Annotated in this window: 30 protein-coding genes; 15 read left to right on the top strand and 15 right to left on the bottom strand. The window is 39.0% G+C overall.

Translation table 11 applies throughout. The features are described 5' to 3' along the window. Window positions 1-21: 21 nt before the first annotated feature. Genes SJPD1_RS06825 through SJPD1_RS06770 form a run of 12 tightly spaced genes read right to left on the bottom strand, consistent with a single transcriptional unit; the run spans window position 22 to window position 9,108 of the window. Entirely contained in the window at window positions 22-228 is a 207-nt protein-coding gene (locus SJPD1_RS06825) for a 2-hydroxymuconate tautomerase family protein (RefSeq protein ID WP_087438542.1), read from the bottom strand. Between the two features lie 4 nt (window positions 229-232). Beyond that, a complete protein-coding gene (locus tag SJPD1_RS06820) occupies window positions 233-1,927 on the bottom strand; it encodes a SulP family inorganic anion transporter (protein WP_096046552.1) in 1,695 nt (564 codons plus the stop codon). Between the two features lie 8 nt (window positions 1,928-1,935). Then, window positions 1,936-2,688 carry a TIGR02757 family protein gene (locus tag SJPD1_RS06815; protein WP_096046551.1) on the bottom strand — a complete coding sequence of 251 codons (753 nt, stop codon included), beginning with the start codon at window positions 2,686-2,688 and terminating at the stop codon, window positions 1,936-1,938. After that, window positions 2,678-3,490 carry an ABC transporter permease gene (locus tag SJPD1_RS06810; RefSeq protein WP_096046550.1) on the bottom strand — a complete coding sequence of 271 codons (813 nt, stop codon included), beginning with the start codon at window positions 3,488-3,490 and terminating at the stop codon, window positions 2,678-2,680. The genes SJPD1_RS06815 and SJPD1_RS06810 overlap by 11 nt, the downstream gene beginning before the upstream one ends. Further along, window positions 3,490-5,337, bottom strand: a complete 1,848-nt coding sequence (gene flgK, locus SJPD1_RS06805; RefSeq protein ID WP_096046549.1) for a flagellar hook-associated protein FlgK — start codon at window positions 5,335-5,337, stop codon at window positions 3,490-3,492. The genes SJPD1_RS06810 and flgK overlap by 1 nt, the downstream gene beginning before the upstream one ends. 3 nt (window positions 5,338-5,340) lie before the next feature. Then, window positions 5,341-5,769 carry a hypothetical protein gene (locus SJPD1_RS06800; protein ID WP_096046548.1) on the bottom strand — a complete coding sequence of 143 codons (429 nt, stop codon included), beginning with the start codon at window positions 5,767-5,769 and terminating at the stop codon, window positions 5,341-5,343. Window positions 5,770-5,795: 26 nt separating this feature from the next. Continuing rightward, window positions 5,796-5,996 carry a flagellar biosynthesis anti-sigma factor FlgM gene (locus SJPD1_RS06795; protein WP_096046547.1) on the bottom strand — a complete coding sequence of 67 codons (201 nt, stop codon included), beginning with the start codon at window positions 5,994-5,996 and terminating at the stop codon, window positions 5,796-5,798. A 60-nt stretch (window positions 5,997-6,056) separates the two neighbouring features. After that, a complete protein-coding gene (locus SJPD1_RS06790) occupies window positions 6,057-6,365 on the bottom strand; it encodes a rod-binding protein (protein ID WP_096046546.1) in 309 nt (102 codons plus the stop codon). Then, the gene (locus tag SJPD1_RS06785; RefSeq protein WP_210394422.1) at window positions 6,365-7,417 is read right to left on the bottom strand and encodes a flagellar basal body P-ring protein FlgI; all 1,053 of its coding nucleotides are present in this window, start codon (window positions 7,415-7,417) and stop codon (window positions 6,365-6,367) included. Before SJPD1_RS06785 ends, SJPD1_RS06790 begins: the two co-directional genes overlap by 1 nt. Before the next feature lie 57 nt (window positions 7,418-7,474). Continuing rightward, complete coding sequence (locus tag SJPD1_RS06780) at window positions 7,475-8,179, bottom strand: DUF1003 domain-containing protein (protein ID WP_096046544.1); 705 nt, start codon at window positions 8,177-8,179, stop codon at window positions 7,475-7,477. Then, a complete protein-coding gene (gene rsmD, locus SJPD1_RS06775) occupies window positions 8,169-8,756 on the bottom strand; it encodes a 16S rRNA (guanine(966)-N(2))-methyltransferase RsmD (protein ID WP_096046543.1) in 588 nt (195 codons plus the stop codon). The genes SJPD1_RS06780 and rsmD overlap by 11 nt, the downstream gene beginning before the upstream one ends. Then, window positions 8,746-9,108: a hypothetical protein gene (locus SJPD1_RS06770; protein ID WP_096046542.1), complete on the bottom strand. Its 363-nt coding sequence runs from the start codon at window positions 9,106-9,108 to the stop codon at window positions 8,746-8,748. Before SJPD1_RS06770 ends, rsmD begins: the two co-directional genes overlap by 11 nt. Window positions 9,109-9,227: 119 nt before the next feature. Between SJPD1_RS06770 and SJPD1_RS06765 the strand changes: the two genes are divergently transcribed. Genes SJPD1_RS06765 through SJPD1_RS06750 form a run of 4 tightly spaced genes read left to right on the top strand, consistent with a single transcriptional unit; the run spans window position 9,228 to window position 11,952 of the window. Next, on the top strand, window positions 9,228-9,590 hold the full coding sequence (locus tag SJPD1_RS06765) for a FlaG family protein (protein ID WP_096046541.1): 363 nt from the start codon (window positions 9,228-9,230) through the stop codon (window positions 9,588-9,590). A gap of 3 nt (window positions 9,591-9,593) precedes the next feature. After that, on the top strand, window positions 9,594-11,321 hold the full coding sequence (fliD, locus tag SJPD1_RS06760) for a flagellar filament capping protein FliD (protein WP_096046540.1): 1,728 nt from the start codon (window positions 9,594-9,596) through the stop codon (window positions 11,319-11,321). A 15-nt stretch (window positions 11,322-11,336) separates the two neighbouring features. Then, window positions 11,337-11,714, top strand: a complete 378-nt coding sequence (fliS, locus tag SJPD1_RS06755) for a flagellar export chaperone FliS (protein ID WP_096046539.1) — start codon at window positions 11,337-11,339, stop codon at window positions 11,712-11,714. Next, window positions 11,701-11,952 (top strand): hypothetical protein, encoded by a 252-nt coding sequence (locus tag SJPD1_RS06750; RefSeq protein ID WP_096046538.1) that lies wholly within the window; start codon window positions 11,701-11,703, stop codon window positions 11,950-11,952. Before fliS ends, SJPD1_RS06750 begins: the two co-directional genes overlap by 14 nt. Window positions 11,953-11,976: 24 nt before the next feature. On the opposite strand, the gene SJPD1_RS06745 is transcribed toward SJPD1_RS06750, so the two are convergent. Beyond that, the gene (locus tag SJPD1_RS06745; RefSeq protein ID WP_096046537.1) at window positions 11,977-13,617 is read right to left on the bottom strand and encodes a sodium:solute symporter family protein; all 1,641 of its coding nucleotides are present in this window, start codon (window positions 13,615-13,617) and stop codon (window positions 11,977-11,979) included. After that, on the bottom strand, window positions 13,617-13,784 hold the full coding sequence (locus SJPD1_RS14520; RefSeq protein WP_168171299.1) for a symporter small accessory protein: 168 nt from the start codon (window positions 13,782-13,784) through the stop codon (window positions 13,617-13,619). Before SJPD1_RS14520 ends, SJPD1_RS06745 begins: the two co-directional genes overlap by 1 nt. Window positions 13,785-13,999: 215 nt before the next feature. Here SJPD1_RS14520 and SJPD1_RS06740 point away from each other — a divergent pair, with 215 nt between their 5' ends. From SJPD1_RS06740 to SJPD1_RS06720, 5 genes are read left to right on the top strand one after another with little or no spacing between them, the layout of a single operon-like run. Next, window positions 14,000-15,811: a thiamine pyrophosphate-dependent enzyme gene (locus tag SJPD1_RS06740; protein ID WP_096046536.1), complete on the top strand. Its 1,812-nt coding sequence runs from the start codon at window positions 14,000-14,002 to the stop codon at window positions 15,809-15,811. A 1-nt stretch (window position 15,812) separates the two neighbouring features. Then, a complete protein-coding gene (locus SJPD1_RS06735) occupies window positions 15,813-16,349 on the top strand; it encodes a 2-oxoacid:acceptor oxidoreductase family protein (protein WP_096046535.1) in 537 nt (178 codons plus the stop codon). Continuing rightward, entirely contained in the window at window positions 16,346-17,647 is a 1,302-nt protein-coding gene (locus SJPD1_RS06730) for a phenylacetate--CoA ligase family protein (RefSeq protein ID WP_096046534.1), read from the top strand. Before SJPD1_RS06735 ends, SJPD1_RS06730 begins: the two co-directional genes overlap by 4 nt. Next, entirely contained in the window at window positions 17,644-18,078 is a 435-nt protein-coding gene (locus SJPD1_RS06725) for an ACT domain-containing protein (RefSeq protein ID WP_087438523.1), read from the top strand. The genes SJPD1_RS06730 and SJPD1_RS06725 overlap by 4 nt, the downstream gene beginning before the upstream one ends. 14 nt (window positions 18,079-18,092) lie before the next feature. Beyond that, entirely contained in the window at window positions 18,093-19,391 is a 1,299-nt protein-coding gene (locus SJPD1_RS06720; RefSeq protein ID WP_096046533.1) for a phenylacetate--CoA ligase family protein, read from the top strand. A gap of 57 nt (window positions 19,392-19,448) precedes the next feature. Here the strand turns inward: SJPD1_RS06720 and SJPD1_RS06715 are convergent, their stop codons facing one another. Then, window positions 19,449-20,369 carry a hypothetical protein gene (locus SJPD1_RS06715; RefSeq protein WP_138070106.1) on the bottom strand — a complete coding sequence of 307 codons (921 nt, stop codon included), beginning with the start codon at window positions 20,367-20,369 and terminating at the stop codon, window positions 19,449-19,451. Between the two features lie 135 nt (window positions 20,370-20,504). Between SJPD1_RS06715 and SJPD1_RS06710 the strand changes: the two genes are divergently transcribed. The 6 genes from SJPD1_RS06710 to SJPD1_RS06690 all read left to right on the top strand — a co-directional run bounded on the left by SJPD1_RS06710 (window position 20,505) and on the right by SJPD1_RS06690 (window position 25,661). Continuing rightward, window positions 20,505-21,452, top strand: a complete 948-nt coding sequence (locus SJPD1_RS06710) for a YbgA family protein (RefSeq protein WP_096046531.1) — start codon at window positions 20,505-20,507, stop codon at window positions 21,450-21,452. A gap of 2 nt (window positions 21,453-21,454) precedes the next feature. After that, entirely contained in the window at window positions 21,455-22,804 is a 1,350-nt protein-coding gene (locus SJPD1_RS06705; RefSeq protein ID WP_096046530.1) for a cryptochrome/photolyase family protein, read from the top strand. An 82-nt stretch (window positions 22,805-22,886) separates the two neighbouring features. After that, window positions 22,887-23,516 (top strand): NAD(P)H-dependent oxidoreductase, encoded by a 630-nt coding sequence (locus SJPD1_RS06700; protein ID WP_096046529.1) that lies wholly within the window; start codon window positions 22,887-22,889, stop codon window positions 23,514-23,516. A gap of 150 nt (window positions 23,517-23,666) precedes the next feature. After that, window positions 23,667-24,119 carry a radical SAM protein gene (locus SJPD1_RS14720; protein WP_226372264.1) on the top strand — a complete coding sequence of 151 codons (453 nt, stop codon included), beginning with the start codon at window positions 23,667-23,669 and terminating at the stop codon, window positions 24,117-24,119. Then, window positions 24,064-24,900 carry a radical SAM protein gene (locus SJPD1_RS06695; RefSeq protein WP_226372263.1) on the top strand — a complete coding sequence of 279 codons (837 nt, stop codon included), beginning with the start codon at window positions 24,064-24,066 and terminating at the stop codon, window positions 24,898-24,900. The genes SJPD1_RS14720 and SJPD1_RS06695 overlap by 56 nt, the downstream gene beginning before the upstream one ends. Further along, on the top strand, window positions 24,900-25,661 hold the full coding sequence (locus SJPD1_RS06690; protein WP_096046528.1) for a TIGR03915 family putative DNA repair protein: 762 nt from the start codon (window positions 24,900-24,902) through the stop codon (window positions 25,659-25,661). Before SJPD1_RS06695 ends, SJPD1_RS06690 begins: the two co-directional genes overlap by 1 nt. Window positions 25,662-25,677: the final 16 nt, after the last annotated feature.

The raw sequence follows: 25,677 nt of genomic DNA, 5'->3' as shown, positions 1-25,677 counted from the left end.
GATAAATCATTTAATAGTAGTTTAAGGCTTCGGCTTTTTGCGAAGTTCGCTGACCTGTTGCCCACCAATTCCCCAATTATCCATATCCACTTCGTCAATCGTAACAACTGTTGTGGCTGGATTTTTACCAAGCACACTGACCAAAAGGTTCGTGACTCCTGCAATAAGCTCTTCTTTTTGCTCTTTTGTTGCACCCTCTTTGGTGATTTTGATATTAACATAAGGCATCTATTTACTCCTTTTCTAATAATCTATGAGCACGGCTAAGTGCCATATCAATATTATCTGTGATATTTTCTATCCCTATTTTTTTCTCAAATCCAAGACGGCGTATTTTAAGCTTAATGTGCTCATTAACTCCTGAAAGTACAAGAATCGTTCCATTGCCTTGGCAAAGATCAAAAAATTCATCTAACGCATGAAGTCCCGTTGCATCAATCATAGGGACATGGCGCATACGCAAGATAAAGACTTTAGGTGGCTCGCTCACTTCACTAAGCACGTTTTTGAGACGATCTGCAACGCCAAAAAAGAAAGGTCCATCAATTTCATACACTTCAACATCTTTAGGAACAATTTTTTTAGAGATAGCATTAGTATCCTCAACTTCTATAGGCTCATCATCCTCATCTAAAGGCATTCCAATCGTATTTTTAGTATCCACTATTCCTGTCACATCAATCATACGCTTAATAAATAACAGTCCAGCCAACATAATGCCTGTTTGTACACCGGTATTAAGATCAATCAAAACCGTGAGAAAAAAAGTCATTAAAAGCACAACGATATCATTACGTTCGGATTTAAGAGCAATGGCTTTAAAATGGTGAAATTCGCTCATATTCCATGCAACAACAATTAAGATAGCGGCTAATGTTGCTAAAGGAATTAGCACAATAAATTTAGAAAATAAAAACATAAAAATGAGTAACATAAGTGAATGTACAACCCCTGCGATAGGACTATATGCACCTGCTTTAATATTCGTAGCAGTTCTTGCAATCGCACCTGTAGCAGCAATACCACCAAACAAAACTGAGGCAATATTAGCTGTTCCTTGAGCCATAAGTTCTTTGTTAGAGTGGTGACGATCTCCTGTCATACCATCGGCTACAACACACGAAAGCAGTGATTCAATGGCGCCTAAGAGCGCTATGGTAATAGCATCTGGGAAAACAGCACGCACTTTTTCTAGCGAAAACGCAGGAATCGATGGATAGGGTAACGTAGAAGGGAGTGTACCAAATTTAGAGCCAATCGTCTCCACAGGAAGTTTGAAAAAATACACCGCACAAGCTGAAAGAATAATGACAATAATAGGTGTAGGAATATGAGGAAACCGATGGCGTAATTTGATCAACAGTGCAATACTTACAACACCAACTGCAAGTGCGTAATAGTTTACATGTAAAAACTCAGTTGAGTAAAGCTTCCACTGATCAATAAACTCTGCTGGCATCTTGGCAATAGGAAGACCAAAAAAATCTTTGATCTGTGAAGAGAAGATAATCAGCGCTATTCCTGTGGTAAAACCAACTGTAACAGGATAAGGAATATACTTGATAATATTACCAAGTCTAAAGACTCCCATAAAAAAGAGCATGATACCTGCTAAAAATGTAGCAATGACTAAACCGTCGTATCCATGTTTTAAGATAACCGCATAAAGTACCACAACAAAAGCCCCCGTAGGACCTCCAATCTGGTACCTACTCCCACCAAAGAGAGAGATGATAATTCCTGCGACAACCGCTGTAAACAATCCTTTTTCTGGACTAACTCCACTGGCTATTGCAAAAGCCATTGCTAAAGGCAATGCAATAATCGCAACGGTAGAGCCTGCTACAATATCAGACGATAACTTTGCAACAGAGTAACCCTCCCTTAAAACAGTAAAACTCCTAGGGAGCCAATACTTTATATTCATTCTAAACCTTAAAGAAAAATTTTCTCTTGTCCTAAGCGATAGAGTGCAAAATCGTATTTGACAGGATCACTTGGATCAATTTTTTTAAATGCCTCACTCAACTCTAATACAGCTTTAAAATCATAGGATTTTCGCTGAATTAAGCCTAATTTCTTACCCAATGCGAAGGTGTGAGTATCAAGTGGTACGAGCAAATCTTTGGTATTAACGCCCTGCCAAAGACCAAGGTCAAGATGATCTTTACGAACCATCCATCTAAGATACATATGCCATCGTTTATAAGGGGAGTGTGGGTTTATAGAAGGTATTGTACCCAATAAAAACTGATAGCCACGTGAACGGTAAGGATTCAAATCATATAGCATTGCAATTAAAGCACGTAACCCATCCATAACATTGGCACTTTTTTGATACGCTAAGACAAAAATAGACTCCAATGAACCTTCTTTTTTTAGACGACTCAATGTGATAAACAGGGCTTGAATATCTTGAGAATTTTGAAAGCGATAATAATGATGCGCTAGTGTTTTTTGAATCGTGTCTTCATCACTATCTAAGAGTGAAAAATCTAAACTTTCCAAAAATTTTATGATTGCTGGAACATTACCATACGCGAACAGTGCACAAACTAACGCACTAAATTCATCATTATAACGGGAAGCAATCATTAAAGGATCAGGTCGATCTAAGGATATTTCTTCTCTATGATTACGTTTAAGAGCTTCTTCTTTGAGGCGTTTTGCAATTTGATCAAATGTCATTTAAAATATCTTTTTCATTACTCTTGCTTTGTAAATAATCAGAGAGATTGATGAGCGAAAGAGTAACTAAAAAGATCAAAAAACCTGGAAAAAAACTAAGCCACCATGCAATATCTATGACCTCTTTCCCTTCACTAATAATCACACCCCAACTCATTTGTGGAGGCGTAATGCCAATACCTAAAAAGCTAAGCCCACTCTCCGCTAAGATGGCTCCACTGACACCAAAAGTAAAACTAATAAAAAAAATAGGTGCAAGTAATGGAGCGAAGTACTTAAAAATAATTTTCAATGTGTTCACATTGGATAGTTTTAAAATTTTAATAAATGGAGCATTCGAAATAGCAAAGCTTTCTGAGCGGATCATCCTTGCCATTCCCATCCATCCTGTAATGGAAATAATAAAAATAAGCACCCACACCGAAGCGCTCATATAGCTAATCAATGCTAAAAGAAGAAAAAATGTCGGAAACGTTAGAAAAAGATCAATCACGATAATAATAAGCTTATCAACACTTTTTTGGAAAAATCCCGCGCTAATACCAATCATCAGTCCCACTAAACTAGAAATCAATGCGCTTAAGACACCAATAATCAAAGAGACTTGCCCTCCTATCATCAAGCGGGCAAAAAGATCACGCCCTAATCTATCCGTGCCTAAAAGATGCTCGTAACTGGGAGGTAATAAAATTACAGAAGGATTCAGATCGTATGCTGATCCTGCATAGAAAGAAGGAAATACAAAACAAAATAGGAAAATGAGCACCAAGATGGAAGTGCTCAAAAAAGGAAATTTTTTCACTATTGTTTAATGCCTAAAAGAGTATCTAACATTTCATTAATGGTTGTAATAATTTTTGCTGCTGCCGTATATGATTTTTGGTATTGTATTAAATTTGCCAGCTCTTCATCTTTATTAACACCACTAATGGATTGAAATTGTGTATTAATTGTATTATACAGTGCTTCATTTGTATCATAACTGGATGTAGCTGCTGATGCATCTGTTGCTACTTTGGTCGTAACAGCGCTGTAATACCCTGAAATCGTATCACTCGATACCGATCCACTTTTTCCATAAAAATTGATTTTGTTGTATTGCAACTGTAACATAGCATTAGCAACATCCTGATTACCACTGATTGGTGCACCATAGCCTTGTATTAATGAAGAATCTTTTTTATATTCTGCTTTGACATCAATATTCGAAGCATCTGTACCTGTAAAAAATTGACTTATACCCACAGCACCAGGGAAATTTGTTCCCTTATCTTGAATAGCAATCGTATAACCGTTATTATTGATTGTAGGCGAAAGAGAAAATGCTCCATTATCCGCAAATGTTGCTTTAAAATAGTCATCCACATCATTGAGTGAATTATTATCTTTATTATCATCGGTGCTTGTATTTATTTGAGTTAATATACTTTTTGAGAAAGTATCATCACCCATAGTTGTCGCATTGTCAATAGTAATTGTTTTGCGAGCAACTTCTTTACCTGCGCTATCATAAACAATCATATCAAAACTACCATTTTCAACGTTATTATAGGCATTTTGCAAAGACGTATTACTTTTGAGGTCTAAATTAGGTGTTTGCATACTTTTTTGAGCGCTATTTGCATAAATATTGTTCGTTTCTGTGATAATACTTTGTGCAAAAGTATCAAGATTGTTGATATAACTTTGAATCGTACCATCTTGCGGATAGCCTCCATTAACAGAAGGATCAATCACACGACCTCTAAGATCCAGCATCGAACCAATTTTACCACCCGATAACTGTTCCGTTAAGTTATAACGAGTACCATCTTGAATTTCAGAATAAATAGAGTAATAACTACTTCCATTAGAACTATTGTCTATCACAAGCGGATGGAACGTTGAACCATCCACAAGCGTTGCTCCTGCAATATTGAGATAATACTGTGTTCCTGTATCTGTCATATTGGCATCAATACTATCATTACTGATGAGATTACCTTTTGAAACAGAAAAACCAACAAGATTTGAAAGTGTCAGTTCTAATTGGTCACGTTTATCGCGAAGATCGTTGGCATAGTTGCCTTTTTGAGATTCAATGGTAGCAATTTGTTTATTAACGTCAGCCATTTGCTGGCCAATACTATTGACTTCATCAACCGTGCTTTTAAGCTGTGTATTCACAGAGTCTTGGAGATTTCGGATCGTTTCTCTGGTTGATTGGATATCTCCTCCTAAAGTTGAAGCAGCTTGCACTAATGCTATTTTTTGAGAACCAGCCGTGGTATTGGATGCAAGGTTATTCCATTCCGTAAAGTACGATGTTAAATCTTTTGCAATACCTGCATCACTTAAGTCTGGAAAATATTTTGCGACTTCTTGAAGTGATTGAGATGAATTTGTATCGTATGAAAGATTTGTAGCAGCGCTTCTTAGCTTCGAAAAAACCAATTCATCATGAATACGCACAATAGATGTCACGGTGACACCAGAGCCTACGCTCACACCTTGAGAATTAAGTGCAGGACTTGCACTAAAACTCACTCTTTGGCGTGTATAAAAAGTATTTTGAGCATTAGAAATATTTTGGCTCGTGGTTGCTACAGCGACTTGAGCGGCATTTAATCCAGAATTACCTGTATTTAAAATCCCAAATAAGTTACTCATAACTTAAGCCCTAACTTTGAGTAAAGAAGCTGGCTGATGATCCGCGACTTTATAACCTTCCATATCTCTTGGAAAGATACTATCAAGTAAAACATTGTAAAATTGACTAATGGTGACAACATACTTTGCATACTGTTTATTACACGTTTTTAACTCTGAGAGTTTCACTTTCATTTGCGCCAAAAGCTCTTTTTGTTCGACACTCAATAACTCTTCAAGCGATGTTTTTCCACTCTCTTTGAGCATTTTCATCAATTCATTGTCCAAAAGAGATTTTTTCGTTTCAAAAGACTGAATTAGATCATTTTTAATTTTTGCTCTCTCAAAAACCTCACTATGATTTGCGACTTTAATAGCTGCTATATCTTTGTGTGTTTGTTCAATGAGGTTTTCAATATCTTTAATCGCATTGTGTAAGTAGTGTGTCAACATCGTATGATCCTTTTACATGTAAGGATTTAGATCAACTCTTCCGCGGCTGCTTGAGCAGTTTTTGCTAGATCGACTTTATAAGTTCCATTTGCGATCTGCTCTTTGAGTGCGGAGACTTTATCTACACCTTCAGTTTTTTCTGTTTTAGTTATCCCTTTAGATGAGTCATCTTTGGGGGCACTTTGTTGTATATACGCCATATTGGACGTCTGAATTTTTGAAATCATTTTAAACCCTTTTTTGGTTTGGAAGTTCTTAACTACCATATCGTCCAAAATGATAAAACTTTAACGACCTTCTTTTAAATATGTAAATAACATCTCGCTTAATCCTAATTTTCCACTTAGAGCATTACTCATAGTATCGTTATACATCGACTTATAAATCTTATCACCCGCATCTTTCGGGAAAAGACTATTTTCATTGTTGTCCTCACTGTTGATAGCAATATCAAGAATTTGTTTCACAAAAAAAGCTTCAAATTTATCGGTTTGTTCTCTGAGGGCTGCATCATTTTTAGCATTGGAATCAACGTGTTTGATAGCCCCACTATAATTGGCATTGATAAGTGCTACACTGCTATCGGTTGTTTGCATTAGATGATCTCCAAACTAGCTGTAATAGCACCTGAGCGTTTAATATTTTCCAAAATTGAAATAATGTCTTTTGGTTTTGCACCAAGCTTTGTAAGCGCACGTGCAATATTAGCAACGGTCATGCTCTCTTTTTTAATCTTGATACGATTTTCAGTGCTGGCAATCTGTACATCACCACCAATATCTACACTCTTATCATCAAGCGGTACATCGCTGGCTTCAATTTTAATCGTAATGTCACCATGCGTTACCACAACAGGATCAACTTTAATGTTGACACCAGAAACAATGGTTCCTGTGCGTTCATCAATGACAATTTTGTCTTCTTTTTCATACTTCACATCAACATCCAATGTTTTCGCTAAAAATTCAACCGTGGTCAAATTTTCAGGGCGCATCATACGAATAGTTCTTGAATCCGTAGCTACCGCCACTTTTTTGCCAAATTTTCTGTTGAGTTCATTTTGAATTGACACTGCTGTGTTAAAATTTGCCTCTTTGAGTGAGAGGTTCACATACTCTTGGTCATGCAGGTTATTTTCGATTTCACGCTCTACAATCGCTCCACCAAAGATATTGGCAGAAGCAGGATGGTTGAGTTGTCCTTTTTCTTTACCATTCATACCACCAATGGTGAGTGAACCTTGGGCTAAAGAGTAAATTTTGCCATCCACACCTTTAAGGGGTGTTAGGATCAGATTGCCACCTTGTAATGACTTTGCATCGCCAATAGATGAGACAGAAACATCCACTTTATCACCTTGTCTCGCAAAAGCGGGTAGTTTAGCCGTCACAAGAACAGCGGCAACGTTTTTGGATTTAATGTCAGCAGGGTCAATCTTCACATTGACTGTTTGCAAAAGATTAGAAAGTGAACGCAAAGTAAACTGTGAAGAGGAACCATCGCCCGTACCATTAAGACCGACAACAAGACCATAGCCTATTAATTGGTTATCACGCACACCAATAACATTAGCAATATCGCCTATTCTTTGGGCATAAAGCGTACTGAGCGCTGAAATTAATACGAAAGATAGTTTAACGATCTTCATCAATTTCCTTTAAATTTGACATTCATGCCAATTCTAAAGCAATTAATGTTCCAAGAGTTATTTTTGATTAACGCGTTGTAAAATATCTTCCATCATATCAATTTGAACTTTCTGAATTTCAAGGAGTTCTTCTTGTTGATGCATAATAAGATGGTCTATTTTTTCATGAAGCATGCGAATTTCAAGTTCGGATTTAAGGTTGATCATATAATCGTTTTTGGCACGAATTCTGTCTTTTTCTTCTTGCCTGTTTTGACTCATCATAATAACAGGAGCTTGTAATGCAGCAATACACGATAAAATCAAGTTGAGTAGAATATAAGGATATGGGTCAAACCCTTGATTATGAAACCAGTAGACATTGACTAAAATCCAGATCATTAAAAAAGAACAAAATGAAATAATAAATGTCCAACTTCCACCAAAAGTAGCCACTTTATCGGCTATCCTCTGCCCAAAACTCAAAGTAGTTTTATCATCGTCTTCTATATTATCGGTCAGAATAGAATGATTTTGAAAGGAGTCGATAACCTTGTGTTCTAATGTAGAAAGTTGACCTAACTCTTGGGTCAAATAATCTGTAATATATTTTTCCCGAAAAATATTGAGTTCCGTATTGGCTAAATAACTTTGTTCATTAAAAGAGGGATTCGCCTCTTGAATGTATTTTAAAATGGAGCCTCGAATAGCTTTAGAGGATATCCGCTCCGTTAGCGGAAATGATTTACCAGAAATATCACTAATAAATGTCTTAGTTTTCATTTGAACGATAATAGCTCAAAGCGCTATTCCCAAATTTTTTAGTTTTTTGTAGTGCATAAGCCCCAATTGCTTCAGGAAGGATGAAACTACTCATATGCTCAATCACAATCAAATGAGCCATTTGAGAAGGAATCGAAGCAATAAGTGCGAGTACTTTTTGGTAAATATCTTCCATCCCATCGCGAATAGAAAAAGGTGGATCAAAATAAAAATAGGCTTTACATGTAAGGGTAGAAAGGAGTGTTGGAAAGAGTAAAAAACTATCACCTTGCAGCGGTGTCGTGTGCTTTTCATCAATTTCTTTACAATTAGTTTTCAACACTGAAAATGCTGCTCTATCTTTTTCAATAAAATAGGCTTGTTTGGCTCCACGGCTCAACGCTTCTAAGCCCATTGAACCACTTCCTCCAAATACTTCAACAAATACTTCGTCCACAATGTCGTATTGAAGACTATCAAAGAGAGAACCTTTGAGAATTGCTTTGGTGCTTCGTGTACTCTCAAGAGAAGGAAGCATAATCTTTTTACCTTTATATTTACCTGCACTAATGGTTGTAAAAAGAGGCTTAATTGCCATAATACCCTCGAATGGTTTGGATCAGTTCTTCTCTGAACTTTTCGGTTAAAACCGTAATTTTTTCTTCTAAATCAAATGCATGTTTAGATGGAGGCATCATGTCATCTACGTTGCCTTGGAACATAATCAAGCGTTGAAAAAATTTATCAAGCTCAATGAGTAAAGAGGATTTGGAAAAAGGAATAATTAAATTTCCATCATTAGAGGAAATATAAAAAATAGGTTTATCAAGTTCAATTTTTTTATCACTGATGACAAAATCACACTGTTTGTAAGGAACAACTAAATCGCCTAAAAAACTTTTGAGTGCGCGACTTAGCAATAGCGATTGACAAACTAATGCAACTTTCATAAATAACCCTTTGGATAAAAGATAACGAAATATAACACACTATGTCTTAATAGTTAAACAAAAAGAATAATGTGTCGATTTGGTTAATAGAAAATTATAAAACGTCAAGGAGGGCAATTATGGACATTTTTAGCGCAACCAGCAAACAAGTCGAAACAGCAACCGCTCCAAAGGTATCAAGTACCATACCAACAAGGCAAGTTGAACAAACGGCAGATACAACTAATGTTAAGCAACAACAAAGCCAAGATACGGATACTAAAAAAACGTTAAGTGATACCGTTAAAGAGCTCAATAAGCAAATGGATTTACTTGACACCAATCTCACTTTTGGTTTTAATGATAAAATTGATGTAATGTATGTTAATGTAATGGAAAAAAGCACCGGAAAGGTTATTCGTAAATTTCCTACCGATGAAGCAATGAAACTTTCTGAAAAAATGAAAGAAATTGTAGGGATAATTTTTGATAAAAAAGGATAGATAATGGCAACAACTTCAACGACTACCACAACAAGTAGTACGACCGGTAGTTTGAGTTCATTAGGTCTTGGTAGTGGTGTATTAACAAGCGATGTTCTAGACAAATTACGTGCAGCTGATGAATCAGGACTTGTAACACCTATTGATAATAAATTAACAGCCAATGCAACCAAACAAACGGATTTGGCATCGATTCTATCACTAGCAAATACGTTGAAGTCGTCTACCAATGTACTATCAGATGAAAATAATTATCTCAAAAGAACAACAACTGTCTCTAATGATGCGGTATCCGTCACTGCAAGTGGTGGTGCAGCAGTAGAAAACTTTACACTGCATGTGAATACACTAGCAAAACAAGATATTTATCAATCAACCAGTTTTTCAAGTCAAACAAGCTCCTTTACATCAGCAAGTGACACACTTAACCTCAAAATTGGAACAAGCAATTATACTCTTGATATCACTTCAACAACAACACTCTCAGATCTTAAAGATATGATCAATGATAGAGCTGGTGGAAAAGTCACTGCTTCTATTCTTAATGTTGGTGGAACTAATCCTTATAAGCTTGTCATTAAATCAGCTTCAACAGGAGCGAATAATGCCATTACATTATCTTCCACTGGTACAGGAACGGCACTCACGGATTTAGGTTTAGATACCGCAGCGAATCATCTCCAAACGGCAACAGATGCTTCTTTCGTTTACAATGGTGTTACAATCAATCGATCATCTAACACAGTATCTGATCTTGTGTCTGGACTTAGTCTGACTTTAAATAAAGAACAAACAGATGCTACAACCAATACAACGGTTGCTGTTACACAAGACTGGACCAATATCACCACCAATCTTAAATCACTTGTTTCTGGGTACAATGATCTGATGACCAAACTCAAAAGCACAACAACTTACGATACGACCTCAAAAACAGCAGGGACATTTCAAGGAGTAACGCAAGTGAGTTCTTTGAGTTCCGCGATTCGTAAAGAAGTGTTAAGTGTTGATAGTAAAGGTAGAGGATTGAGTGATTATGGTATTTCCATGGATAGTACAGGCGTATTGTCATTTGACTCAGCTACATTTGATGCTAAAGTAGCTGCTGATCCTGCTGATATTAAAGACTATTTTCAAGGCTCAACTACCTACAGTAGTACCTCTTATAATGGCTCATCTGTTGCAGCAGGAGCATTAAGTATTGGATCAAGTGCCTTTTCGATTAATGGCAAAGCTATTACCCTAACAACAGATGCTACCGCAACTATAGCCGATAACTTGGCTGCCATCAAAACAGCAATTAATAATGCTGGACTTTCAGGTATCACTGCAAGTGTCGGCACGAATAACAACATTGTTTTAAAAGGTACTGCAGGTGCAGACATTGCTATTACAGGTGATACTACAGCCCTTGCTTCTCTAGGGCTTGCAGCAAACAATGTTTACTCCTCCCCAACTATCAAAGATGGTATCTTTACAACGTTTAATAGCATCATGGATAGCTACGTCAATACCACTGATGGAACTCTGACACAGTACAACACGAGTTTAACAACCGTTAAAACAGCTTTGACAACATCTCGAGCGACTGCCGTTTCGCGTTTAGATGATAAATACAATGCAATGGCAACAAAATTTGCTGCTTACGATAGCATTATTAGCAAGCTGACCAATCAATTTAGTTCTCTATTAACCATTATCAAACAATCTACTAGCTCTAGTAGTAGCTAATTAAAGGAATTTACAATGTATTCAAATCTAGCATATTCAACTTACTCACAAAACAACGTCTCTATTGAATCTTCTGAAAAGTTGATTAGAATGCTATATGAAGGCGTTTTGCGTTTTGCATCGCAAGCTAAAAGAGCAATTGAAGATGGCAGCATCGAAAAAAGAACGTATTGGATCAATCGTACGTCCGCAATCTTTACAGAGCTTATCAACTCGCTTAATTATGATGGTGGTCAAATTGCTTATTATCTGAGTGGTCTTTATGTTCATCAAGTTAAACTTCTTGCTGAGGCAAATCTCAACAATGATACCTCTAAATTGGATGAAGTTATTAGCGTTGCCAAAGAATTATTGCAAGCATGGAAAGATGAGACGGACAATGTCGTGGATTGAATCTTTTACAATCGCTATTATCGAAGAAAATTATACTCATATTGGGGATCTTATTGAAAATGTTCCTCAATTTGAAACTGTTGATGAAGCAATCACAGCTTGTGCGCTGATTCAAGAAGCTTTAAAAATTATGCAACGAGAGAAAGAAAGCACTTTTGCAGCCATGCAAAAACTGAAAAAAACACGTCAGTTTATTGATACTTCCACAGAATCATACATACAAGAGTATAGAGGGTAAAACTCTACCCTCTTCTCTTTTCTTCTAATCTTCAAAACATTTTCTAATTAATGCTGGACTCTCTGGCTTTGTCATAAGTGAAACAACCACTGCTGTTAAAAATGAAAGAGGTAAAGCAACTATCATGGCATCCACAAAAGTAATTTTTCCGCTTAAAAGGCTATTGACCCCAAAAAGCATTTTGCAAATACCTAACTCTTTTGCCTCTTGAAAATGTACAAATACTAACCAAAATGTTGTCACAATAGTACCAATAAACATTGATGCAATCGCTCCTTTTTTAGTCATACGTTTCCAAAAAAGTCCGCCAAAATAAGTCGGTAAAAAGATACTCGCACAAAGCGCAAAGAAAATGGCTGTACTGCGTGCAATAATGGCAGGTTGTTGATCAAAAAAATAAGCTAATGTGACTGAAATAACGATCATCACCACAATACCCACACGTGTAATTAAGAGCGAATTTGGATTATGCTTTCCCGCTAGTTGTTCAAAAACATCACGACCTATTGCCGTTCCCATCGCATGAAACTGACTGGAAAGTGTACTCATAGCAGCCGAGATCAATGCAAATAAAAATATAAATGAGAACCATCTTGGCATCGCAGCATTAATAAAATGAGGAATCACTTTTCCAACGCCACCCGTACTTTGAAGGGCATTTTTACCTTCATTAAATTCATAGTACCATACATTGGTGACTGAACCCACAAGGTAAATAATTCCTGTCATCGCTATAATAAAAATGCCACCGATCAAAACAGCACGATTGAGTTCATTTTTACTTTTAACGGTCATAAAACGAACCACCAATTGGGGTTGAGCCAAAACACCGACACCCACACCCATGGCAATCGTTGTAATGATAAAAAGCCATCCCTCTGAGAGGAAAACAGGCATTTTATTCCACCCTTGAAATCCCCAATTCATCGAAAGTTTCATCAGAAAATCAGGGCTTCCTGCAGCTAAATCTTTAATATTGACACCAGAAAGTGGCGCAACAGTTTTTTCCCATACCATCGCCAACTTTGAAAACCCAACATCCAGACCACCTACAGCATCAAAGACCATCACAAGTAAAATGATCATAGCCACAAACATAATGACTCCCTGAAGTGCATCGGTCAGCATGACCCCCTTGAGTCCACCGGCTAAAACATAGCCTGTTACGATCACCGACATCACAAGAAGAGCAAGGTGATAATCCACTTTGAAGTAAGCCACCAAAAATTCTGTTCCTCCAATTAAAACAGCTGATGTGTATAACGGCATAAAAATTGCAATAAGAACGCCACCAAATACCTGAATAAACTTAGAATTAAAACGTCGTCCTAGTAATTCAGGAAAGGTGTGTGCATTAAGGCGAATGCCCATTTTTCGAGTAGGATTACCCAAAAAGACAAAGGCGATAAAGACACCGATAAAGATGTTACAAAACGTAAGCCATAGAAGCGAATTTCCAAGCCATGCCGCTACACCACCAAATCCCACAATAGCAGCAGTAGAGATAAAAGTTGCACCATAACTCAATGCCATCACAAACGGATGCGTGTTTCCACCTGCTATAAGATAGTCTGCTGAACTTTTTGTCTGCTTATAGCCCACAAAACCTAAGTAAGCAAGCACAGCAAGGTAGACGATGATGACAATATTTTCAAATAAATTCATCACAAATCCTTATTGATTTTAGCTTCATTTTTATCCCAAGTTTTGCGTTCAAGCACCTTCTCTTCTTTGTCTTTATTCCAGTAAACAATGCCATAAACAACACATAAAAGAGCACTAGCATTCATCAACCAAAAGGCTAACCCAACGCCTAAGTCAAATGTTCCCATACCATCCCTTTCCTTTTAAAAGTTCCTTAAAAGTAATATAAAAAGCTTTAATGAAACTTTATTTCTATCATTAATAGATTATAAAAAAGTGATAAGTTTCAAAATTGCTCACTTTAGAAGTAACGTTTTTGACACAATGCCTTAGATAAGTATTTTATAAACTAAGTTTCAATACCCTTTAAAATTACTACGTAAAAGCGATGGAGCACAACGATATGAAACAGATTTTAATGGGGAATGAAGCGATTGCCTTGGGATTGATTCACGCGGGTGTGGATATGGTTTCAGGCTATCCAGGAACGCCTTCAAGTGAGATTTTGGGAAATTTTCAAAAATTTCGCGACAAAAATAAACTTGAAGCCTATGCCCAGTGGGCAACCAATGAAAAAGTTGGTTTTGAAGTGGCTTATGCCGGAGCAATTTCTGGTAAACGTACCTGTGCGACCATGAAGCAAGTGGGACTTAATGTTGCTAGTGATGCGCTTATGAGTGCTTCATACATTGGTCTTAAAGGCGCAATGTTACTCATTTCATGCGATGATCCAGGATTTTATTCGTCTCAAACGGAGCAAGATAGCCGCAGTTTTGCCAAGTTTGCACGTATTCCTGTGCTTGATCCTTCAACACCTCAAGAAGCCTATGATATGGTCAAACTGGGTATTGAATTTTCACATGAATTTGAATCCGTTGTGATGTTGCGTCCTGTTATGCGTGTCAGCCATGCCAGAGAGATTTGCGATGTGGATGATAGTTTACATGTAAAGGCAAATCAAGGCAATTTTGAGCGCAACATTCCACGCTGGGGCGCTGTTCCTCCTGCTGGAAGGTTTAGACAAGGTCTCGAGCAAATTGATCGTTTAGAAGCGATTAAAATGTGGAACTGGGATCATTTGATTAAACCTAAAACCCATGCACTTAAAGGGGAAAGTGTTCTCTGTCTTACCAGTGGAACGGGAGATGGTTATGTGAGAGAAGCGATGAGTGAATTAGAGATCAAAGCAGATATTTTAAAACTCGATATGCCCTACCCGCTTCCTAAAGAAAAGCTTGAAGCACTCTTTGTCGATTACGATAAAATCATTGTTTTTGAAGAGAGTTTTCCCTGTATTGAAGAGCAGTTGAGCTCTCCAAAATTGTACGGAAAATTGACAAAACATGTGCACCAAATTGATGAATTTTCCAAAGATAAAGTCCTCTCCGCCTTTGCAAAAGCAGATGTAATTGCACCAAGTCATGCGTATCAAAGTGAAAAGTACGACAAAGAACTTCCTAAACGCCCACCCAATATGTGTCCAGGCTGTCCACACCGTGATGTGCATTACGCCATTACAAAAGTCTTTAAAAAGAAAAAGTCTATCTACACTTCCGACATCGGCTGTTACACACTAGGGCTCAATCAAGCGGCAATCGATACCATTTTATGTATGGGAGCAAGTATCTCGATGGCGAGTGGTTTTAGCATTTCAGACCCTGATAAAACCGTTGTTGCAACCATCGGCGATAGCACGTTTATGCACTCAGGCGTTGCGCCACTGATTAATGCGGCTTACCAAAACCATAAATTCATTCTTGTCATCTTAGACAACTCCACCACTGCGATGACGGGTCGTCAAACCACACCTGAGCGTACCAATCCTAACCAAATCGACATCAAACGCATCATTGAAGGATGTGGTCTAGTGTGCCATGAATACGTTTACGAGCAAGACCTGAATAAAACCGTTGACTTTATGAAATCACTCCAAGAGGCGTATAAAACCGCTACGGCACCTGTGGTTGCTGTGGTTCGCGAATTTTGTGTCCTCGATAAAGACAATGCCTTAGGTCGCCTTGGCAATGTCATGGTTGAAGTTGATGAGGACAAATGTGTCGCCTGTGATTCGTGTATTACCAACTACAAATGCCCACCCATGCACTACAACGATGCTGGTAAAATGGAAATTGACCCGTTTTTATGTGCAGGATGCGGTTCATGCCTTGATGTGGTCTGCCCTACCGATGCGTTTGTGAAAAAAGAGGAGAAGTAAGATGAAGTATCAAATTGTTATCGCAGGCATTGGCGGACAAGGTGCGGTCTTTTTAGTCAAAGTTTTAAGCATTGCTTCTGCAATTAAAAATCAAAAATGTTTGGGAACGGAAAATCATGGCATGAGCCAACGCGGTGGTTCGGTTTCGTGTTACGTTAAAATCGGCGATTTTTATGCACCTGCGATTGATGAAGGACAAGCCGATCTTCTCATTGCGCTTGAGGGCAATGAAGCCCTGCGCAACATTCAGTATCTCAATAAAGAACGAGGTGTCATCGTCATGAATGCACCTAAGAACTTCCCTAAGGTTGACTTTGAAACTCACTGCATCGACGCATTTAAAAAAGCAAAAGCCAAAGAGTTTCCTATTGATGCGCTCAACGTTTATATGCTAGGCGTTACGCTGGCACTTGATGCGCATTTTCCTTTTACATGTAAAGAGATTGAAGAGGCGATTACCATGATGAACGCAAAAGTGGCGGAGAAAAATATCGCTGTACTTCATCAGGGCATCAACGACACAAAGGCGAAGCAATGATCTGGTCGAAAGAAGAGACGTTTCCTCGTCATAAGCTCACGGAACTTCAAACAGAACGACTCAAAGATACCGTCGCACGCGTCTATGCCAATGTGCCGTTTTACCAAAAAAAGTTTGAAGAACTTGGCATTACACCCGCTGATATTACGTCCATAGAGGACATCGTCAAACTTCCGTTTACCAAGAAAAAAGATTTGCGTGACAACTATCCTTTTGGGTTGTTTGCGGTTAAAAAAGATGCGGTTGTGCGCATTCACAGTTCCAGTGGAACAACAGGAAAACCCACCGTTGTGGGCTACACACGAGCGGATCTTGATACTTGGAATGAAGTGATGGCGCGCGTCTTTACAATGGCAGGCGTAACGAGCGAAGATACCTCACACAACGCGTATGGCTACGGTCTTTTCACGGGTGGATTAGGGCTTCATTATGGTGCAGAGACCGTGGGTGCAACGGTTGTACCAAGCTCAGGTGGTTTTACCTCACGCCAGCTGATGCTGATGAAAGACTTTGAAGCAACCGTACTCACATCAACGCCTTCCTTTGCCTTGCATATGGCAGAAGCAGCCATAGCTGAAGGCTATGACATCCAAAAAGATTTCAAACTTAAATGTGGCATTTTTGGGGCAGAACCCACCAGTCTTGGGCTCAAAGAAGAAGTCGCCCGTGTTTGGGGCATTCATTACTGTGAGATTTACGGGCTTTCTGAAATTATCGGACCGGGTGTTTCAGCGAATTGTTTTGAGAGCAATGACTTGCATGTCTTTGAAGATCACTTCTATCCCGAAATTATCGACCCAAAAACACTCGAAGTCTTGCCATTGGGCGAAAAAGGTGAACTGGTTATCACGAGCCTGACCAAACAAGCGTTTCCGATTATTCGCTACCGAACGGGTGACATCACCTCTTTGGATCGCACCCCATGCAAGTGTGGACGAACGCATGTGCGCATGAAAAGTGTCATGGGACGTGTGGATGATATGCTCATCGTCAATGGCGTCAATGTTTTCCCTTCACAAGTGGAACATGTTCTTGCCAACATCGAAGGCATTACGCTGAACTATCAAATTATTGCCGACAAAAAAGGCTATCTTGATAAGCTTGAAATTATGGTCGAAGTTACCGAAGCTATGCCACTGGATAGCATTGGCTCACTCGAAGCTTTAAAGAAAAAAATCCAACATGAACTGCTCAACAACCTCTACATCAACGCGGAGATCAAACTCGTTGAGCCAAGAACCATTGAACGCAGTGTCGGCAAAGCCGTACGCGTCATCGACAAAAGGAGTCACGCATGAAATGTAACATCAAACAACTTTCTGTTTTTTTAGAAAATAAGGCGGGTGAACTCTCTGAATTTACAGGGATTCTTTCAAAAAATGGCATCTCGATTAAGTCTATTTTACTCGCTGACTCAACCGATTTTGGCTTGATTCGCACCATCGTGGACAATCCTGAAAAAGCCAAAACCGTACTTGAAGATGAGGGCTTTAGCGTGCGTTTTACCGATGTGTTTGGTGTCAAAATCGAAGATGTCGTAGGAAGTTTCGATAAAGCTGTGAGTGCCCTCTCAAAGGCAGGCATTAACATTCTCTACACCTACAGCTTTTATGAAGCCAATACAGGCATTTTCATTTTCAGTGTCGACAAAGACCGTTTTGATGATGCGATTGCTGCACTTCAAGCTCAAAATATTGAGATTGTTCAAGCCAAACATTTTTACATGTAAAGGTTGGAAAGACCATGACATTCAGTAAAAACGAAAGCCTCAGCCGTGATGAGCTTCAGGCTTGGCAGCTCAAACATCTCAAAGAAACACTGCTTCGCGTCTATCATCTTGTACCTTTTTACAAGAAAAAGTTTGACGAACATGGCGTGTTACCCGAGGACATCAAAACCCTTGAAGATATTGCCAAACTTCCTTTTACTAAAAAACACGACCTTAGAGATAATTACCCTTTTGGCATGTTCTCCGTCGATATGGACCAGATCGTACGCATTCACAGCTCAAGTGGCACGACAGGCAAACCCACCGTTGTGGGCTACACCGAGCACGATATGGACATCTGGGCGGAAGTGATGGGAAGAGCCTTTACGATGGGTGGCGTTACGTGCCAAGACATCATGCAAAACTCACACGGTTACGGACTTTTCACGGGCGGTCTTGGTTTTCACAATGCGGCGGAACGTATGAAAATCGCCGTCATCCCAAGCTCCACAGGCTTTACCTCTCGCCAACTTTTGCTTTTAAAAGACTTTGGCGCAACCGTCCTTACCGCAACGCCTTCTTTCGCGCTTCATATGGCAGAAGTGGCAAAAGCGGAGGGCTATGACATCCAAAAAGATTTCAAACTACGTGTGGGATTTTTTGGTGCAGAGCCAACCAGTGAAGGGCTTAAAAACGAGATAGCGCATATTTGGGGCATCGACTATCATGAGATTTACGGGCTTTCCGAGATCATCGGACCGGGCGTGGCATGTAACTGTAAGCACTCCAATCTTTTGCACATTCATGAAGACCATTTTTACCCTGAGATCATCGACCCAAAAACAGGTGAAGTCCTACCAGAGGGAACACGCGGCGAGTTGGTTATCACGACGCTCACCAAACAAGGCTTGCCGATCATTCGCTACCGAACGGGTGACATCACCTCTTTAACACGCATTCCATGCCGTTGTGGCAGAACCATCGGCAGAATTGAAAGCATCGTAGGAAGAAGCGACGATATGCTTCTTATCAACGGCGTGAACGTCTTCCCATCGCAAATCGAACACGTACTTTCCAAACAAGAGGGCATCACGCTCAACTACCAAATCATCGCCGACAAAAAAGGCTACCTTGATAAACTCGAAATCGATGTTGAACTCGACGAGCACTTAATAAGCGATGATGTCAGCTACCTCGGAAACCTCAAAAAAGAGCTTCAACACGCTCTTTTAAATAACCTCTACATCAACGTCGAAGTTAAGCTTGTCGCACCTAAATCCTTGCAGAGAAGCGAAGGAAAAGCCACACGCGTGGTGGATAAACGACCCAAATAGTTCTTACATGTAAAGTCTTTTGGCTTTACATGTAAAACCATTTTAGTGCATTTTGAGTTATTTTGTATCTTCTTCAATTTCATCAAAAAAATGCCCTTGATGTTTATTTAACCATTTTCTACGTTTTTGTTTTTTGCCAGCTTCACGAAGTTTTAATTCGCTCAATTCTAATTCTTTTGTTCCAAAAACCTGTAATACTCTATAATTTTTACTTTTTTCATCTTCAAATTCATCAAAAATAATCTTAATTTCTAAATGACAATTGATTGATGAACCATTTAAAAATGTATGTTTACCTTCTATTACTTCTTGTTTAAAGTTGTAGTCAGCCATGCTAAAATCAATTTTTTCATTTTTATATTTTCCACGCCAATTATATTTTCCCTCTTTTAGAACAGGTGAAATTATTTCTATCATGGCATCGTCATCTTCTAAAATTGTTGTATCATCATGTAAAATGAAGCTCTTAAAATCTTTTCTTTCAACTATAAATTCATCTTCATCATTTTCTAAACTTCTGTATCCAATTTTTTCAACTTTTTCATAAGAGTCTATTTTCTTATAAAAATTAGAAATATATTTTTGAGCTAGTTTATCATTAAGCCTCTTGTCTATTTGTTCTTCAATTTCCAATTCTTTTTTATGACTGTCTAACTCTAAATTTTTTAATGTCACTTCTTTTATTTTTTTATCTAAGGCTTCTCCTTGAGTATTTCTTGTAGCATAATGAGTAATAATCTTATTAATAGCAGGAGATAAAAAAGTTAAAACTACGCCACTAAAAGTCAAAATTTCAACTAATCCACCTTCTTGATAAGCTTCTGTTTCTATTTTTAATTCACTATCTAAAATCTCACCTATTCTCTTAATAGCTTCAAGAAAATCTTTCTCAGCCTTATTTCTCACAAAAGCATTCATAGAGTGAGAATTATCCTTTAGATAATAATGTAATTCAAATTTTTGTAGTTTATTATCCATAAGTCATATTACCTTTTTGTTAAAATCGCTTAAAGTATTCACAAATAGAGGCTTTAGTATTATAACAAGATTTCCACTAAGCCTTTTATCAAAAGTACTAGCTATAATAGTCATAGCTTTTATCAAAGGACGTTCATGCTCAAAATCGCCGTTTCTGCCTGTTTACTGGGCGAGCCAATTCGTTACGATAAGACGGGGCAACGAGACCGTTTTATCACCGACAAGCTGGGCAAATATGCTACCTTTGTGCCGTTTTGTCCTGAGCATTTGGCGTTTGGTACGCCTCGTGAGACGATACGCATTGTGCTTGAAAATGAGCACAAAAAGGTCATCACCGTCTTTTCCAAAAACGATGTTACAGAGGCGATGAACGAAGCGGTGGAGCATGAACTACGCAAGATTCAAAGCGAGCCCATTTGCGGCATTATCTTGAAGTCCAAGTCGCCTAGTTGTGGGCTTGGGAGTACGAAGTATTACAGCGGTGCGATGAGCGAAGGGAAAAAAGATGGGCTTTTTGCGTTTACATGTAAAGAGCATTTTGAGGATTTTCCCATCGAAGAAGAGGCGCGTTTGATCGACCCTTGGCTGAGGGAAAACTTTGTGATGCAAGTTTTTGCCTACCACGATGCGATGATGCTTCGCCAAAATATCAAAACTATGCAAGAACTTGTGAGCTTTCACACGGCGTATAAGTTTCTCCTGCAAAGCAAACACGAAGCAAACTACCGCTTTTTGGGGAAAATCGTTGCCAATCATGCAAAAAAAAGTTTGAAAGAGACCACAGAAGCATACATCGCTCTGTTTAAACAAACCATTGCACACAAAGGCTCGATTGGTAAAACGGTCAATGTTCTGCAACACATGGTGGGTTTTTTCAAGAAAGAGCTGAGCAGTGGCGAAAAACAGGCGTTGCATCTGCAAATCGAAGAGTTCCGCGATGAGATCATTCCGCTCATTGCAGTCATGAGTACCATCGAATTTTTAGCGCAAAAGTATGAAATACACTACCTTTTAGGGCAGAAGTTCTTAAACCCCTACCCTAAAGATTTGGCACTTCGTTCCACCATTCAAGAAGGAAAATAACCATGAAAAAAGTGCTCTGGTTCAGGCGCGATCTTCGTGTTCATGACTCCATGCTTTTAGCGACTGAGGGTGAAGTGTTACCCATCTTTATTTTCGATACGAAGATTTTACGGGGTCTTGAAAAAAGAGATCGAAGAGTCTCGTTTATTTTTGAGCACGTCCTCAAACTCAAAGCCGATCTTAAAGCCCTTGGTCTTGATCTAGCTCTGTTTTATGGTACGCCGTTTGACGTCTTTACCTACCTTAAAACACTTGGCTTTGATGAAGTCTATGGTAGTGTGGATTACGATGATTATGCCAAAGAGCGCGATGCTGAAATCGCGGAGTTTATGTGCTTTCATTCTCTGAATGATTGTTATCTTTTTGAGCCTCATGAAGTGCTTAAGAAAGATGGTACACCTTACCTTGTTTTTACCCCTTATTATCGTGCTTGTAAAGCACTTTACACACAATTTTACGCATTAGAATACAAAAAAGGCAAACAAAGTCTTTCAAACTTCAACTACAGCGTGCTTTTAGGCATTCAAGGACACACGCTAAACCCTTTACATGTAACGATAGAAAGTATTGGTTTTGAGCCTTTACATGTAAACAGTTTAGCGCCTCAAAAAGCGTTGGAAATCTTTACATGTAAAGTTGATGCGTATGCTGAAAAACGTGATTTTTTAGACGCTGATGCCACATCACATTTGAGCGTTCATCTGCGTTTTGGAACCATTTCCATTCGTGAAGTGGTACGCTTTTTAGTCACACTCAAACAACAAGGTCACACCACAGAGCCTTTTTTTAGACAGCTTATTTTTCGTGAGTTTTACGCTTATTTGCTCTACCATTTTCCAAGACTTGCATGGGAAAATTATAAATACGCGCCACCTATTTCGAACGATGCAGAAGCCTATGAGCGTTTTTGTTCCGCGCAAACGGGGTATCCGCTTGTTGATGCGGCAGTGACAGAGCTACTCAGTACAGGCTTGATGCACAACCGCGCACGCATGGTGGTGGGCTCTTTTTTTACCAAGCATTTGATGTTGCCATGGCAAAAAGGAGAGGCATTTTTTGCGAAGCATCTTTTGGATTATGACGCATCGGCGAACATCCTCTCATGGCAATGGTGTGCGGGAACGGGCATCGACCCGCAACCGTATTTTCGCATCTTTAACCCGTATACACAGTCATTGAAATTTGACAAAGAAGCACGCTACATCAAGCACTATCTTCCGATCTTAAGTGATGTTCCAAATGCGTGTTTGCACAAAGAAGCCTATTTACTAAGCCATGAAATCACAGGCTATCCAAAGCCAATCATCGCACATGAAAGTGCGCGAAAACGGTTTTTAAATACCTTTTCTTAATTCAATACTTACCAAAAGTAATGTAAGAGAAAATAAAGTTTATTAACGTTATTATTTTGAAAATACATTAGGAGAACATACAATGCAAAATGACTTTACCAAAGCGATGGACTTTCGCCATGCGTGCAAACTATTTGACGAAACAAAAAAAATAAGTGAAGAGCAGATGCACTTTATCCTAGAAGCAGGTCGCAAGTCGCCTTCTTCATTTGGTATGGAGCCTTGGAAGTTTTTAGTCATCACCAACGATGAACTTCGTGCAAAACTTCGCCCCGTATGTTGGGATCAACCGCAAATCACCACATGTTCGCATCTTGTCATTATCCTCGCAGCGATTGACGCTGTCAAAGTGGAGAGTGGCATTCCTATGAAGCGTTTTGCACGACGTGAAATGCCTCAAGAGAAAAAAGATTATTACATCAACCTCTATGCCAATCACCTCAAAGAGACGCTTAGTTCAGATAAAAACGTCTACGCTTGGACATCAAAACAAAGCTATATCGCAGCGGGCAATATGATGACCGCAGCAGCGTTTATTGGCATTGATTCTTGCCCGATAGAAGGGTATGAAAAAGAGAAAGTCGAAGCCGTTTTAGGACTGGATGTCAGCAAATACCAAGTCTCTATGGTACTTCCTTTTGGCTATCGCATCAACCCACAATCCTCACAACTTCGCATACCGTTTAATGAAGCGGTTGAATTTATCAAATAACATTTTTATATGTCTCTTGGGCAAAGCTCAAGAGACTACGTTAGCCGCTATACATTAAAGCTTGCCTCATACGAGGAAGAAATAAACTCTCTCACATTTCATTTTGAAATATTTTAGCCTTTACATGTAAAAAAATCGTACCATGCTCGCATGAAACTTACAACTGAAGATAAACTCTCCCTCTTAGCAGGCAGTGCCAAGTACGATGTCTCATGCTCCTCCAGTGGCAGTGAGAGCAACTACAAAACAGGTGAGCTTGGCTGTGCGCATCATAGCGGTATCTGCCACAGTTTCACCAGTGATGGCAGATGTGTTTCACTTTTGAAAGTCTTATTGACCAATGTCTGCATTTACGACTGTGCGTATTGTATCAACCGTGTGAGCAATGACACGCCTAGAACGGCTTTTACTCCTAGAGAACTGGCAGACCTTACCATCAATTTTTACAAACGCAACTACATCGAAGGACTCTTTTTAAGCTCAGGCATCATCAAAAACGAAGACCATACGATGAGCTTACTGCTTCAAACGTTGCGTATACTACGCCATGAGTACCGATTTAACGGCTTACATTCATGTCAAACTCATCCCTGGAGCTTCTAAAGAACTCATCGAAGAAGCCACTCTTTTGGCACATCGCGTCAGCTCCAACATCGAACTGCCCAGTGCTAAAAGTCTTGCTCTGCTTGCTCCTGATAAAACCAAAGAGAAGCTTCTTTCACCGCTCAAACACGCGCGTGACATCAGCTTACAGCGAAGCGCGAAGCCCATCTCTATGAGCACACAGATGATTATCGGCGCAACGAGTGAGAGTGATTTTGATATATTAAAACTCTCTTCAGCTCTCTATGAAAAAGCACTGTTAAAGCGTGTCTATTACTCCGCGTACATTGCGGTCAATAACCATAAACACCTACCCGTTCCAGAACTCTCAAAACCGCCTTTGCTTCGCGAGCATAGGCTTTATCAAGCCGATTGGTTATTACGCTTTTACGGCTTTAGCTACGATGAGATTTTGAGCGAAAATCAAAACCTTGACATACAGTTTGACCCCAAAACATTTTGGGCACTTTCCAATTTGCATCTTTTCCCCATTGATGTCAACCGTGCACCTCAAGAGATTTTAGTACGCATTCCGGGCATTGGCATCAGAGGAGCGCTGAAAATTTTACAAGCAAGGCGTTTTAAAAAGCTCTGCTTTGAAGACCTTGTGAACCTCAAAATATCGCTCAAGAAAGCCCGTTATTTCATTATAGCCGGTAAAGATTTTCACAGAAGTACCTCTTTGTACACTGAAAAAATCAAGCTCGCCCTCATACACCAAGGCGCTAACATCATTCAACCCACCCTTTTTGATACCTCCATCTACACAGGTGAACTGTAATGATATTGCTTTATGATGGCAGTTTTGAAGGGTTTTTGAGCTTAGTGTATGAGGTTTATTATGAAAAATTAGAGGTAAGTACCATTGTCAAACAAATGCCGCAATCGCTTTTGTTTGAGCGCTTTCACGAAGTTTTTACCGATGAGGCAAACGCGCGTAAAGTCTTAGATGCCATTACTAAGCATTTTACTCATGAACAACAACATACCATCTTTCATAGCGTTTTATGCGACACGAGAGACTATGAGATGGCACTCTTGGAGTACATTCGCATCGGATTTAAAAACCCTAAAGAGCTTCGTAACATCAATAACACCCATCTTTTTTACATTCAAAATCTTGAAAAAGAGCTTTTGAGTTTGGTACATAAGATGTACGGTTTTACCCGATTTGAAGAGTTAGAAGATGGCACACTCTATGCCAAAATAGAGACAAAGTTTAATATTGTCCCTTTTTTGGCTGATCATTTCTGCAAGCGTTTAGGAAACATCCCTTTTATCATTCACGATGTTAAACGCGCTCTTGCTTTTGTAAAGAACGATGAACTACGAGAAATTCGCTCTATCGCCACCTTTGATGCCCCAACCTATTCTAGCGAAGAAGAAAAATTCAAAGCACTATGGAAAACGTTCTTCAAATCAGCTACCGTAGAAAGTAGGTATAATCCAAAACTCCAAAAAAGCTGGGTTCCTCTACTTTATAGAACGTATATGAGCGAGTTTCAAATAGAGCGTGTAAACGCCCAAGCACAAAGCTTTTAGCGTTTACATGTAAAGC

Origin of the sequence: Sulfurospirillum diekertiae (assembly GCF_002309535.1) — a bacterium.
Lineage (GTDB): Bacteria > Campylobacterota > Campylobacteria > Campylobacterales > Sulfurospirillaceae > Sulfurospirillum > Sulfurospirillum diekertiae.
Note: the sequence above shows the minus strand (reverse complement) of the source record. Positions and strands in the feature narration are given on the sequence as shown.

Coding starts and splice junctions, on each gene's coding strand:
- SJPD1_RS06720 (WP_096046533.1), top strand. CDS start 18,093: ATGACATTCAGTAAAAACGAAAGCCTCAGCCGTGATGAGCTTCAGGCT.
- SJPD1_RS06695 (WP_226372263.1), top strand. CDS start 24,064: ATGAGTACCGATTTAACGGCTTACATTCATGTCAAACTCATCCCTGGA.
- SJPD1_RS06730 (WP_096046534.1), top strand. CDS start 16,346: ATGATCTGGTCGAAAGAAGAGACGTTTCCTCGTCATAAGCTCACGGAA.
- fliS (WP_096046539.1), top strand. CDS start 11,337: ATGTATTCAAATCTAGCATATTCAACTTACTCACAAAACAACGTCTCT.
- SJPD1_RS06795 (WP_096046547.1), bottom strand. CDS start 5,996: ATGATTTCAAAAATTCAGACGTCCAATATGGCGTATATACAACAAAGT.
- SJPD1_RS14720 (WP_226372264.1), top strand. CDS start 23,667: ATGAAACTTACAACTGAAGATAAACTCTCCCTCTTAGCAGGCAGTGCC.
- SJPD1_RS06815 (WP_096046551.1), bottom strand. CDS start 2,688: ATGACATTTGATCAAATTGCAAAACGCCTCAAAGAAGAAGCTCTTAAA.
- SJPD1_RS06705 (WP_096046530.1), top strand. CDS start 21,455: ATGAAAAAAGTGCTCTGGTTCAGGCGCGATCTTCGTGTTCATGACTCC.
- SJPD1_RS06800 (WP_096046548.1), bottom strand. CDS start 5,769: ATGTTGACACACTACTTACACAATGCGATTAAAGATATTGAAAACCTC.
- SJPD1_RS06740 (WP_096046536.1), top strand. CDS start 14,000: ATGAAACAGATTTTAATGGGGAATGAAGCGATTGCCTTGGGATTGATT.
- SJPD1_RS06780 (WP_096046544.1), bottom strand. CDS start 8,179: ATGAAAACTAAGACATTTATTAGTGATATTTCTGGTAAATCATTTCCG.
- SJPD1_RS14520 (WP_168171299.1), bottom strand. CDS start 13,784: ATGGGAACATTTGACTTAGGCGTTGGGTTAGCCTTTTGGTTGATGAAT.
- SJPD1_RS06790 (WP_096046546.1), bottom strand. CDS start 6,365: ATGCAAACAACCGATAGCAGTGTAGCACTTATCAATGCCAATTATAGT.
- SJPD1_RS06715 (WP_138070106.1), bottom strand. CDS start 20,369: ATGGATAATAAACTACAAAAATTTGAATTACATTATTATCTAAAGGAT.
- SJPD1_RS06820 (WP_096046552.1), bottom strand. CDS start 1,927: ATGAATATAAAGTATTGGCTCCCTAGGAGTTTTACTGTTTTAAGGGAG.
- SJPD1_RS06765 (WP_096046541.1), top strand. CDS start 9,228: ATGGACATTTTTAGCGCAACCAGCAAACAAGTCGAAACAGCAACCGCT.
- rsmD (WP_096046543.1), bottom strand. CDS start 8,756: ATGGCAATTAAGCCTCTTTTTACAACCATTAGTGCAGGTAAATATAAA.
- SJPD1_RS06700 (WP_096046529.1), top strand. CDS start 22,887: ATGCAAAATGACTTTACCAAAGCGATGGACTTTCGCCATGCGTGCAAA.
- flgK (WP_096046549.1), bottom strand. CDS start 5,337: ATGAGTAACTTATTTGGGATTTTAAATACAGGTAATTCTGGATTAAAT.
- SJPD1_RS06690 (WP_096046528.1), top strand. CDS start 24,900: ATGATATTGCTTTATGATGGCAGTTTTGAAGGGTTTTTGAGCTTAGTG.
- SJPD1_RS06750 (WP_096046538.1), top strand. CDS start 11,701: ATGTCGTGGATTGAATCTTTTACAATCGCTATTATCGAAGAAAATTAT.
- SJPD1_RS06770 (WP_096046542.1), bottom strand. CDS start 9,108: ATGAAAGTTGCATTAGTTTGTCAATCGCTATTGCTAAGTCGCGCACTC.
- SJPD1_RS06745 (WP_096046537.1), bottom strand. CDS start 13,617: ATGAATTTATTTGAAAATATTGTCATCATCGTCTACCTTGCTGTGCTT.
- SJPD1_RS06735 (WP_096046535.1), top strand. CDS start 15,813: ATGAAGTATCAAATTGTTATCGCAGGCATTGGCGGACAAGGTGCGGTC.
- SJPD1_RS06825 (WP_087438542.1), bottom strand. CDS start 228: ATGCCTTATGTTAATATCAAAATCACCAAAGAGGGTGCAACAAAAGAG.
- fliD (WP_096046540.1), top strand. CDS start 9,594: ATGGCAACAACTTCAACGACTACCACAACAAGTAGTACGACCGGTAGT.
- SJPD1_RS06785 (WP_210394422.1), bottom strand. CDS start 7,417: ATGAAGATCGTTAAACTATCTTTCGTATTAATTTCAGCGCTCAGTACG.
- SJPD1_RS06725 (WP_087438523.1), top strand. CDS start 17,644: ATGAAATGTAACATCAAACAACTTTCTGTTTTTTTAGAAAATAAGGCG.
- SJPD1_RS06710 (WP_096046531.1), top strand. CDS start 20,505: ATGCTCAAAATCGCCGTTTCTGCCTGTTTACTGGGCGAGCCAATTCGT.